Source organism: Vibrio sp. 10N.247.310.23 (assembly GCF_041467155.1).
In the GTDB taxonomy this organism is placed as follows: domain Bacteria; phylum Pseudomonadota; class Gammaproteobacteria; order Enterobacterales; family Vibrionaceae; genus Vibrio; species Vibrio crassostreae_C.
Genome location: NZ_JBFSTZ010000040.1, coordinates 1 through 11,929 on the forward strand (window position 1 = coordinate 1; position 11,929 = coordinate 11,929).

At 45.4% G+C, this 11,929-nt stretch carries 8 protein-coding genes; 1 reads left to right on the forward strand and 7 read right to left on the reverse strand.

Annotated features, from left to right (window positions below; genetic code table 11):
* The coding region (locus AB6D93_RS21975; protein ID WP_372139383.1) for a VCBS domain-containing protein at positions 1-2,118 on the forward strand (2,118 nt) is incomplete at its 5' end.
* A 76-nt stretch (positions 2,119-2,194) separates the two neighbouring features.
* Here the strand turns inward: AB6D93_RS21975 and AB6D93_RS21980 are convergent.
* The 7 genes from AB6D93_RS21980 to AB6D93_RS22010 all read right to left on the reverse strand — a co-directional run bounded on the left by AB6D93_RS21980 (position 2,195) and on the right by AB6D93_RS22010 (position 11,896).
* Complete coding sequence (locus tag AB6D93_RS21980; protein WP_017061737.1) at positions 2,195-3,508, reverse strand: HlyD family type I secretion periplasmic adaptor subunit; 1,314 nt, start codon at positions 3,506-3,508, stop codon at positions 2,195-2,197.
* Positions 3,501-5,753, reverse strand: a complete 2,253-nt coding sequence (locus AB6D93_RS21985) for an ABC transporter transmembrane domain-containing protein (protein ID WP_102333669.1) — start codon at positions 5,751-5,753, stop codon at positions 3,501-3,503. The genes AB6D93_RS21980 and AB6D93_RS21985 overlap by 8 nt, the downstream gene beginning before the upstream one ends.
* Entirely contained in the window at positions 5,750-7,396 is a 1,647-nt protein-coding gene (locus tag AB6D93_RS21990; RefSeq protein WP_102333670.1) for an ABC transporter ATP-binding protein, read from the reverse strand. Before AB6D93_RS21990 ends, AB6D93_RS21985 begins: the two co-directional genes overlap by 4 nt.
* Positions 7,397-7,561: 165 nt before the next feature.
* Positions 7,562-8,197: a CatB-related O-acetyltransferase gene (locus AB6D93_RS21995; protein WP_017061734.1), complete on the reverse strand. Its 636-nt coding sequence runs from the start codon at positions 8,195-8,197 to the stop codon at positions 7,562-7,564.
* A gap of 419 nt (positions 8,198-8,616) precedes the next feature.
* Entirely contained in the window at positions 8,617-9,729 is a 1,113-nt protein-coding gene (locus tag AB6D93_RS22000; protein WP_032546839.1) for an NADH:flavin oxidoreductase, read from the reverse strand.
* A 287-nt stretch (positions 9,730-10,016) separates the two neighbouring features.
* Positions 10,017-10,706 carry a hypothetical protein gene (locus AB6D93_RS22005; protein ID WP_102333671.1) on the reverse strand — a complete coding sequence of 230 codons (690 nt, stop codon included), beginning with the start codon at positions 10,704-10,706 and terminating at the stop codon, positions 10,017-10,019.
* On the reverse strand, positions 10,706-11,896 hold the full coding sequence (locus AB6D93_RS22010; protein ID WP_102333672.1) for an OmpP1/FadL family transporter: 1,191 nt from the start codon (positions 11,894-11,896) through the stop codon (positions 10,706-10,708). The genes AB6D93_RS22005 and AB6D93_RS22010 overlap by 1 nt, the downstream gene beginning before the upstream one ends.
* Positions 11,897-11,929 lie beyond the last annotated feature (33 nt).

The following is an 11,929-nucleotide window of genomic DNA, read 5'->3' on the forward strand; positions in this document are numbered from 1 at the left end:
TCCAGCCTAAATAATCATGTTTACGAAGATCATACTTCCTTTGGCAATACCACCAGTCAACTCAGCAGTGGTGGCACGTTACAGGTCATTGACCCGGATCACGATCAAGCCGGTTTTATCGCACAAACCATCACTACCGCCGAAGGTGGTCGGTTCAATATCAACGCACAGGGCCAATGGTCATACGATATTGACAATGATAAAGTCCAACATTTAGGCGCAGGGGAAAGCTTCCAGCAAACCTTTACCGTTGAATCTATCGATGGCAGTGCTAAAAAAGATATCACAGTGACCGTTCACGGCACCAATGATGCGCCCGTCGCATCAGCTGAAGTACGTTTAGCGAATGGCTTAGAAGATAATAAAATTGTCCTCACCTCAGCACAGCTACTGGCCAATTCTAGCGATGTTGACGACAACGATATTGGCAAATTATCCATTGAAAACCTACAGGCTGACCACGGTGCTATTGTATTAAATGCCGATGGCACATTTACCTTTACCCCAGAAAAAGACTATAACGGCGATGTACACTTCAGCTATGACGTTAAAGATGCTCACGGTGGTGTGACCCACACTGGCGCATCAACGACGCTCTCGGCAGCTGGCGATGCTGCGATCTTCACCGGAGATAAAAGCGGTCAAATTACAGAAGATCGCCATGTACAAGGTGATGCTCAACATACGATATTTGTCACTGGCGTGTTGAATGTTATCGATCCTGATGCCAGTGAAGATCATTTTTACGCCACTCGTAATGCCCATGCGGTCAGTGATCCCTATGGCGGTCATCTGACCATTGGAAAAGCCGGTGATTGGGCTTATTCGGTTCCCAATGCCAATATTCAGCACTTAGCGGCAGGGCAAGTCGAGCAGGTTCAATATGAAGTAACGACCGCTGGTGGTGATAAACAAATTATTACCATCAATGTGCATGGCACTAATGATAAACCAACAGTTTCTGAAGCTATCGCAGGTGCACATAACATTGATGAAGATGCTGCAAATGCGACCTCTGGGCAAATTATTATCAGCGATGTTGATCATAGCGATCAACATTCTGTCAGTATTGATAGCCAACATCAGCCACAGTATGGTTCTGTTACCTATAATAGCAATACACAAACTTGGGTCTACACACTTAATAACAGCAATAGCCATGTTAATGCTTTAAATAATGGTGAACAATTGACCGATAAGTTTTCTCTATTAGTCGATGATGGACACGGGGGCATTACAACTCAAGAAGTTGAAATGCGCATTGATGGACACAGCGATGTTCCACCAATGCCAACCCTAGTTGCCCCTGCAAAAATTACCGGCAGTGCAGGCAATCAGGACCTGCATGCCTCAATCGGAATTCCTCCAATTATTCACCAAGGAACGCCTACGCCAATGACAGGCTGGGGAATATCAGATCACCACGGACACTCTCTCACTGCATTACACGGTCAATTTGGTACTTTGCATGTCAATCCTGCAACCGGAGAGTTGAGTTACGATTACCAACAAACTTCATCAGGCGTCGTTAAGACACATACAGGAGGCTCTTACGGTAGTGGTACAGACGAAACCGACTCGTTTGTTTTAACCCTAGGAGGCGATCAAAACTCACAAGTCGCGGTGCACCTACATTTGCACTCGCAATCCGTCCATGGAAACAGCGGACATCACATTGACCAAACCACACTAACTGGCATGGATTTATCGCCAATCGCTCCATCACCTCCTCCAGCACCCGGCATGAGCCAAGCGGATGAACCGGATGCCTCTTTCAGCACCCCTGATGAAGTTACTCTTAATTTTGATGAGGTGACGGCAAACCTAGAACATACAGCGATAGGCGAACACGAACAGCGTTCTGGTGCCCATGCTTACCTAGACGCTCTGGGTATTAATGCTGACTCGCCGTCTATAGATTCACCGTCACACAATGTACCAGTAGCGCATGATATCGATATCATTTTCAGTGATGCCGAGAGTGCTTATGGGGCTGAGCAAACTGACGATGGTATGAGTGATGGGCTGTCTCACCATACCGATAACCCATCTATTGATGATTCTTTACACCATCATAATGACGTTGACGGACTGCCTGACATAGACCCAAATAACTAGAACATCACCCCTTCGGTTAGATAAAAAAAGGAGCACGGCATGTGCTCCTTTTTTATGCAAGCCAGAGTGGAGGACTTTACCTCTCTCCAAACGCCACGCTAACATTGGTATAAATCGGTTTCCATAAGTATTGGAACACCGACTTCTCGCCAGTTGTGATGTCTACTTCACCCGTCATACCCGGCAGTATGGAAAAGCTTTCAGGGTTATCACGGAAGTAAGGCGTATCAACCGACACTACAACTTCATAATAGATCTCGCCACGTTCGCTTTGACTTGTGGTCGGTGAAATACTCTCTACCGCCCCTTTTAAAGCCCCAAAGCGGCTGTAATCAAACGCATCAATCTTGACTCGAGTGGGCTGCCCAACACTCACAAAACCAATATCTCTTGGGGACAAACGTGCTTTGAAGTCAGCGTTCCCTCCGACAGGCACAATTTCAACTACCGTGCCACCCGGCTGAATAACACCACCATCCTGCGTGCTTGGTATGCTTTGCACCAAGCCTTGTAGCGGTGACACTAACATAGTGTTCGTCAATTTAGCTTGGCTTGAACGAACTCTAGCATTCAATGCTGATAAGTCAGATACGGCTTTAGAACGATCATCGCTCACTTTAGCTTTCGCCTCCGCCAGAAGCTGTATGATTTTTTGGTCATTACTGTCAGCTTGTCTAATCAATACCGACTTCTTACCACGAGCTTCTTCGATTTTCTGTTCGATACTGGCCAATTTTTGTCGCATTTCAAGCACACGTAAACGTGAAATGTTACCCGCTTTGTAACCCTTCTCCAGTATGTTCAACTCTTGCTTAGTCGCATTTAACTCTTTCTCATAACTCGGCAAGGCCTTTTCTACGCTACGAAGCTGCTCTGCAATTTGCTCGCTCTCTTTCTCAAGCACCACACGCTTTTGGAAGTAGAGGGCTTTTTGCGCGTTCAGCTGCGCTTTTTGTTGGCTGACGATCTCTGGGTAATCGACCTCAAACTCAGCAAGGTTAGGCTCACGTTGCTCAAGCAGCGCATTCATACGTTCCACACTGGCTAGAAGCGTCACTTGTTGGGACTTTAGCTCTTCAAGGGCGGTACGCTGGAAAGTGGCATCAAACTCAACAAGCGGCTGGCCTTTCTCAACCAACTGCCCTTCTTTAACAAGAATTTGCTTTAACTTACCGCCAATCGCACTTTGTAATACTTGCTTCTCGCCTTCTGGAATCACAGCACCTTTGGCTTTGGCGATTTCATCAACTTGAGTGACTACAGACCAAGTGGCAAAAGCAATAACACATAAGGCAACCGACCATGTGGCCAGTGCCAATGTACGAGCCGTATTTTGTGATTCAACAAGTTCACCGTAGCGCTTGCCCTTCTCGATAGATTGTTTAGTCATTAGCGACTCCTTGCTTAGACTCTGATTGTTCTTGTTGGGCTGTATTTTGTTGAGCAGACGCCTCTTGAGTTGACGGCTGTAGCTCTTGAGATAACGGTTGCTCAGATAACTGCGGTTCTTGAGAAGCTTGAGGCTCTGAAGGCTGTTCCTGCTTCGAAGACTGCTCCGGCTCTAATGGACCGGCATAAACCACTGCACCTTCATTTAATACCACCACTTTATCGGCAAGCTTGATTAAATCCGGATCGTGGGACGTGTAAATCACCGTTGCTTTTCCTTTTTTCGATTGCACAAACTCACCAAATATACGTTTAGCATTTGGGTGAGCATCAGGCACAGGATTATCCATTAAGAACATTGGATAGTCATAAACCAGCGCTTTCGCGTCAATGAGGATCTGCGCGACGCTGCCAGACAACATGTCAAAAAGGCTGTCCGGCTGAATACTGCTGATGGAAGTATCGAGCCCACCTGATAATGTCTCGAACCAACGCTTTCCACCGACCATTTCAATTGCAGAGATCATTTTCTGATCTTCGACTTTGTGACCGTCGTTTAGCCACTCTCGAATACTCAGCGTGAGCAAATCAGGATATGCGGCTCGAATGAAACACCAGTGGCGATAAAGCTGCGGATCGTATTGAACGAGGTTAACGCCTTCAAGCTCGACCATGCCATTTTGGATAGGCTGCAAGCCAGACAGCACTTCAATTAATGTTGATTTACCGCTCCCAGAAGGGCCGGTAATCGCGACAATTTCACCGGCTTCAATATCAAAACTCACACCATTCAAGGCCGGGCGACTCTGTTTGGGATAGCGCAGTGTCACTTGGTCTAATTTCAAATTAGGCGCTACCACAGGTAACGGGTGATGCTGGTAACTGAATTCACGCTCAGACGGCTGAGACAAAATACGGTTCACTTGCAGCTTGGATTGATTAAAGCTATTAAAACGCATCGCACTGTTTGCCAACACCTGAGCAGGACCCGTCACCTTAGATATCAACATCATTGAAGCAATCAAACCACCAGGGGTCATCACTTGTTCAAAAATAAGTCCTATACCTAACCCCATCACGGCGAGTGTCGACCCCACACCAATGAAATAGTAAATCGAGGTGTAACGACTCTGGAGAACCGATTGATTAAAGGTCACTGTTGAAGCAAGAAGATTGGCCTTTTTGAAGCGTTGAATCCAGTGCTCTGAAAATCCAGCACTGCGAATAAAGGCGAGTTTGGATGACAGTTCATTGGTCATGTTTTGACGATTCGTACCTGCCACTGTCGATTGCATTGAGCGCTTACTGCTAGAGCGTATCGAGCGTTTTGCTAGCAAGTAATAAAGGATTAAAGAGACGACTGGAACCAGTACCAACCATCCGCCTAAAACACCTATCGCAAGTACAAAAATAAGAATGAATGGTAGGTCAAACAGCGCATTTCCTAATGGCCCCGATAGCACACCTGAAATACGCTCCGACAGCATCACTTGGTTTTGCTGACTAGAAGAAGCTGTTTGCTGATTTTGAGCATAGCTATTACGAAGCAGACGCTGCACGAGGGATTGAGAAATCTCACGACTTACTCGGTTGGAAACTGAAGCAAACACTCGGCTACGTAATGTTCTCAACCAACCCATCATCACAAACAACAACGCCGCGCCAATAGCGATGCCTTGCAACTCATGCCCTGCATCACCGCCAATCACATGGTCATAAATCGACATCGTGATGAAGGGAACAGCAAGCGCAAATAAGTTAGTGATAAAGCTGACCAACAACAATTTAGGAATGATGGGACGAAACGCATGTAACCTTTTGCCAACCCAATCAGGAGAGGCCTTCTCTAATGGTGGCCCTTCGATAACAATACAAAATTGAGGGACATCGGTGATGTCGTCATTGGCATTAAAGACAACAAATTGCTTGGATTCTAAATGACCAGAGACCAGCTCATGTTCACCAAGTACCAGTAAGACCAACTTATGTTCACCAACTTCATCTAGGTTGGCAACCAAGCGATAAGGCAATGCAAGCCTGTCGAACAAGGCAAACATATCGTCGATTGATTCAATGCCATTTTCATCGACCCATTGATGTGCGAACAACTGGATATTAGCATTAACTTCCAACTGCTTAAGAACGGAAAGGCTCTCGGTTTCTAAATGATTCATCACCTCTTGTCGACCGCTGGTATCTGCACGGTTGTTCGCACCTGAAGGGTTACCAATATCTAAACGATTCATACGACGGCCTCCTGATTGCTCTCGCTGTCGACCGTAATAGCTCGACTTTCCACTGTAATGATTCGATTAGCAAATTCGCGAAGCTTCGAATGGTAGCTCACCATCAGTATCGTGCGTCCTGCCGTTACTTCTTCTTCCAACACCTTAGCTAGATTCCCAAGGGCGTCTAAATCAAGTGAAGAATCCGGCCTTTCCAACATGATTATGGGTTTATCACTTGCCAATTGAGCCGCGATATTGAGCATTTTCACGTTACCCATACTCAACAAAGAAGCACTCGTATGGCCAATTTGTGTCTCTAGTCCATCGGGTAATCGAGTAATCTCTTTGGTTAAACCCAAACGCTTTGCATAGTCACTGGCGCTTTGCGTTTTCTCAGGGTCAAAGCCACACAAGTTGTCAAGAATGGTCCCCGACACCAGTTGTCCTTTAACGCCACAGTAGGCAGCAATATTGGTTACGGATGCGATTGAAACTGCAGCTCCGTTAATGAAGCACTCACCCGCTTTTAGATCATCAATACCTGCAATCGACGACAATAAATGACTGTTGGTGTGGCGATCTTCACTCTCTAACAATACCAACTCACCTTTATTCAAGGTGATATCTGCATGAGAGAGTTCACCGTATCTTTCAACGGTCGCTTGCTGAATTTCCAACGTCTCAAAGTCAGATAAGTGGTTCTCGGCTTGCTCAGAATCTGAAGAATCCGATAGTGATAAGTCACTCAATTTTTCTATTGCCTGATTAGCACTGTGTATTGAATTAAGCTTAATTCGAACTCCCACCAAAGCACTTAAAGGTGCGACGGCTCTGCCCGATAAGATAGAACATGCCGCCAATCCACCAGTGGTTAACTGGCCATCCAACACCCACAAGCTCCCCGTAATCACAAGTAAAACTGACGTGGCTAATGCAGCAAGCTGAATACATTCTTGGGCGAAGGCATTCTGTTCTTCTTCTCTCGCTTTAGACTGAGAGCGAACATTATTGAGGGATTTAAACTGATTGAAGATTCGAGACTCAACAGCCTGGCGTTTGATTCCCTGAATGGTTTGGCTCAGTAAAATCAAGAACGCTTTTCGCTCCTGCTCATCTTGGGAAGCTTCTTCACTTAAGCTTTTAACGCGAATAGAAGATAACCAAACGATTCCGAGAGTAATCAGCCAAACTGCCAAAGGTATCGCCACCAGCTCACCGCCGATGTAAGCCACCAAGCCCAAGAAGATCAATGCAAAAGGCAAATCAATAAAGCCTGCAATCACACCACCGGAATACCAATCTTTGACTTTTGATACTGAGCCCAGCCCCTCTTCCACGCCACCAACACCAATGTGGCGAAGATGGCCTGATGAAGCCGTTGTTACTCTTTCAACCAAGGTTTGATAGGTCGCTTTCTCGGTATTGCTGGCCGCGGCTGACAAAAGCCAAGTACGCACAAACCGGATCAATGCTTCCATGGCAACAGCCAACGCTGCACCCGCCAACAACAAAGTGGCAGTACCGTAACTTTGGTTAGGTAAAATACGATCGTAAATTTGCAAAACCGTTAACGGAACGGCGAGAGAGAGAAGATTTATGAGTAAAGAAGGCAGTAGGACTTTCCCCACCACCCCTTTGTTTTTCATTGAACTTGCGGGCATACACAATCCTTATCCATGCTTATGAAATAAGATTGGTACACCATGTTGAGTATTGCAAGGTAACGGACTGATTTAACGTGTTTTTCAATATAAATATGACACAGATCTTTCTATACAAATCTGTGGCTATACCTGTACCTTACAAACGCTCGTTACAAGTGCTCCTTACAAACAATTGTCGTAATCCGTTATCGCCTGCTTTAACTTTGAAAAGTCTGAGTTACATAAATACGGTTTCAGCGCTTCAAATTTATCTGAGGGCCACTCGTATATTTTGAATGACATGAGTTCATCAATAACGGACTCATCAAAGCGGTATTTGACGACTTTAGCTGGAGAACCACCGACAATGCTGTATGGAGCGACGTCTTTAGTCACCACACTATTCGCTGCAACCACAGCGCCTTCGCCAATCGTCACACCGGGCATCACCATCGCTCGCATGCCTAACCACACCCCATCTTCAATGTGAGTGTCACCTTTGCCAATGTAGGCATCGTCGATTACATCCATAAATGGATACAGCGAAAACCAATCAACTCTGTGGGTATGGTTGCCACCCATTAAAATCACAACCTCTGCGCCAATGCAGACATAATCGCCGATATGGAGTTCGTCGATTTCCCATCGAGGCTCCCACTGGCGGCTGACTTCGTCGCCATGTAAATAACGGACGACAGATTGCTCGAACCCATTATCCCAGCAATCGCTGTAATAACTGTGTTGACCTTTTACGTGAATATTGGGGTTGGTTACGACTTCATGCAGCAACTCGAATTTGGACCAATGCTTCTTTTGCATTTTTACCTCTGAATGATCTATTAAGTTTTATTCGTTAACTATCAAAATGTTCGACGATGCAAATCCAAGGTGTACAAACTAACGCCCTATAAATACAGGGTTCACTGGGATGAATAGTGAGTATCACGCTTAAATCATAGCAATATCGCTAAAACTAAAGAGACGTCAGTGGATTCGAGGTTGCTTAAGAAGAGGAAGTAGTTTCAAAGTTTGCTCAGTTTTTATCGATAACTTGGTTGGATAATTTACAGGCGTAGTGTAACTGTTTAGTCGCGCCAATTTGACAGGAAGATGTGATTAATAAGGTTTCAAATTTCGTTTCGTGGAATACGGAATGAACAAGAGCCTGCGCGATTACACAGGCTCAAACTTAGACTCAGCTATAAACTTCGGAGCTCGCTTGGAGCTGAGCTCAGCGACTACATGCGTGCAAGCTGTACTTTTCTGTCTTTATTCACCACGCAGAAGTTACCGCGCTTAGTACGACACTTAGAGCATCGTTCGCATTCAACAGGGCTTCTATCCCCTTCCTTCCAACGCTTCACTAAATGGGGTTCAGAAAGCAGCGGTCTTGAAAGCGCGAAGTACTCAATGCCCGTGTTGTTTGCAATCGCTTCGATAGCATCAAAATCCGTTAGACCACCAACCGTGATCACTGGGATATTAACGTCTTGGCTAATCGCGTGACCATACTCATGGAAGTAGCCTTCAGCTTGAATGGTAAAACCATCGTGCGACTCGCCAATCATAGTGTCTGCTTTGCCATGAATATTGCCTGACACGACAATGCCATCCACACCCACTTGTTCAAGCTTTTTACAGACAATACGTGTTTCCTCAAAGGTGACGCCACCTTCAAAAAACTCGGATGCCGTGAGCTTAACCAAGATAGGGAAATCATCACCCACCAGCTTACGTGTCGCGGTATAGATCTCTAACAAAAATCTCATGCGGTTTTCTAAGCTACCGCCGTATTCATCTTCACGTTGGTTGTAATAAGGGCTTAGAAATTGGTTAATCAGGTAAGTGTGAGCGGCATGAATTTCAACGCCATCAAAGCCTGACTTCTGTGCTCTCAAAGACGCTTGAGCAAACGCATCAACAATGTAGTCGATCTCGTCTTTGGTCATCGCTTTGCCTAGAGTTTGAGTTCCTTTTTCTGGAACCTCACTTGGTGCGTAGATTACTCGCTCGCCAAGGTCATGCGTGGTTTTGGTGCCACCATAAGCCAACTGCATCACGATTTTAGAGTCGTTGTCGTGCACCAGTTGAGTCAGCTTTTGATACTCTTCAATGAATGAGTCGTTATACATACCCATCATGCCTGCATTCGGCTTTTCTTCTTCAACAATGTTCGCGTAGCCCGTCACGATCAGGCCGACTTCACCTTGAGCCAACTCTTCATAGATAGCGTACAGTTTATCTGTCATATGCCCATCTTCGGTGGCCATATTTTCCCACGTTGCACTTCTCATGAAGCGATTCTTTAGTGTCATCTTGCCAATGTGGGTTTCTGTAAACAAAGTGCTCAAGTGTCTTCCTCTCAAAATCGTGTTACGCAAGTTACCCATTAAGCATGGGCACTGATTCAGGCGGATACTACAGAGAATAAGGCAGCGAAAACTTAATCTAGATTAAGAGAGCGGCACTCTCATGTGAGAAAGATATAGAAAGCATCAAAAAGAGATAAAAAAGATTGGAGAAATGGTAACAAAAGAAAGTCGCTAAGTTTTAATAAGCGACTTTGTTCAATTTAATCTGGACTAAGTCAATGGTTCTTACGAGAGGTGTCCACCTGCGAATTTCTGCCTGCTAACAGTTATTTGAACTCATAGGTGTAAGACGCGCCAACACTGTTATTTTCACCGAAATCGTCCTCAGCAAAAATAGTGAAGAAGTTGAATGATTGAGCGTCACTCAACTTGTAGCTAGCACCGACGCCTGCCCAATACCCTGAATAATCATCAGACCCCATTGAACCGCCACCGAAGCCCATGATAGACCATTCATCAGTAATCGTTTTTAAACCAAACGCACCAATGTAGCCACCGTGTGTTGAGCTCGACATCAATACATAGTCAGAACCAACATTATCATCATCGAAAACCGCTACTTCGCCGTCATTATAGCTGTAACCAGCCATAGGGAAGATTTGCCAACCGAACGGCTCAATATCGAAATAGCTCAGTGGTATAAATGTGCCAATACTGTAGTTGTTCTTATAAGCATCGTTGTCATATTCAGAACGGCCAAAGTTGAAGTTAACAATACCCATAGGCAACAGCCATGAGCCGCCTATTCGCCATTCTTCGCCATCTGCGTTAACACGAGCATTGATCATTCGTGCTTCATCAAGCCCAATAGACCCAGAGAACTGCAGATCTTCGTTATAAGCAACGCCAGCTTTGGTTACGATTTTAGTCGGATCATCAGGGTGCTTCTCTTCAGCAAAAGCACCCGTTGAAAATAAAGACACTAAAGTAATGATTAGTAGATTACGTAATGTCATTAGAAGGTCGCGCTAACACCAACAAAGTGGATACGGCCATCGAACGAACCATTCAACAGATTAACTTGACCAAATCGACCATATCGATCCATCTCAACTGAACCCAAATCAGCGTATTCATAGAACACATCAATTAAGATGTCGTCCCAGTAGGTAGATGCGCCAACTGAGTAGCGGTACTGTTCACCCACAGGAAGGTCAACCCATTGCATTGACGGATCGTCTTGCGGAGAAGTTTCGTAAGAGAAGCCAGCTTTCAAACGCCAGTCTGAATTCAATTGATAATCCGCACCTACCGCAAATTTCCAAACGTCATCCCAGTCACGCTCAATCGGAACACCATTAATTGGACTTCCTGCTATTCCAAAATCAAGAACGGTTGTATCCCATTCACTCCAACGGTGGAACTGAATACTAGCAAGCAGGTCAAGTTGAGAGTTCAAAGCATAGCTCGCACTGACATCGATGATTTCAGGTAAAGCAATATCAGTTGATAATGAATTCAATACGCCTTGGTTAATAACGCCATTTACATCATTGTTAAACTCATGCTCTAGCTTAGAACGGTAACTTGCGCCCAGCTTAAGTTTATCTGTCGGTGTGTACATTACGCCAAGGTTATAGCCGTATGCCCAGTCAGTATCTTGCTTCGCAGTAAGCATTGACGTTGTTTGTTGGAATGCAGCCCAACTGAATTGCACACCCGCGCCTACTGACCATTGGTCATTCAGCTTATAACTCAGTGATGGATTCACTTGCATTGCTGTGAGCGTGATATCTTCTAGAAGTGCAGCACCCGCCCAATCACTGCCATAATCGAGGCTTGAACCGCCGACTGCACCCAGCGCGATACCAAGGTGCAATTTGTCTGTGACTTGATGAGCATGAAAGGCACCAAATGAGGGAAGAACTGAGTGCCCTTTTCCATCTGGATTACCACCGTTATCTTGATACTTCATTTCAAGATCGAATGCCATGGTGTTGATGGTCGTTTTGCTTTCGCCCATGTGAGACATAGTGGCAGGGTTTGTCCACATCGCCGCTGCAGATCGAGTGTAAACACCATCACCAGCGCCAGTAGTACCAGCGTTGGCAACGACAGCTTCTTGCAAAAACAGGCCACTTGCGAATGCATTTAAGCTCGTAAAAATTGCAGTGGCAGCTAGAGAGTAAGTAAAAGTTTTGTTCATCAGAGCGCTCATTTAGCCTTAGACATTAAATTG

What these genes read in the sequence shown, in the direction of transcription:
- AB6D93_RS21980 (WP_017061737.1), bottom strand. Translation starts at nt 3,508, where the DNA reads ATGACTAAACAATCTATCGAGAAGGGCAAGCGCTACGGTGAACTTGTT.
- AB6D93_RS21985 (WP_102333669.1), bottom strand. Translation starts at nt 5,753, where the DNA reads ATGAATCGTTTAGATATTGGTAACCCTTCAGGTGCGAACAACCGTGCA.
- AB6D93_RS21990 (WP_102333670.1), bottom strand. Translation starts at nt 7,396, where the DNA reads ATGCCCGCAAGTTCAATGAAAAACAAAGGGGTGGTGGGGAAAGTCCTA.
- AB6D93_RS21995 (WP_017061734.1), bottom strand. Translation starts at nt 8,197, where the DNA reads ATGCAAAAGAAGCATTGGTCCAAATTCGAGTTGCTGCATGAAGTCGTA.
- AB6D93_RS22005 (WP_102333671.1), bottom strand. Translation starts at nt 10,706, where the DNA reads ATGACATTACGTAATCTACTAATCATTACTTTAGTGTCTTTATTTTCA.
- AB6D93_RS22010 (WP_102333672.1), bottom strand. Translation starts at nt 11,896, where the DNA reads ATGAACAAAACTTTTACTTACTCTCTAGCTGCCACTGCAATTTTTACG.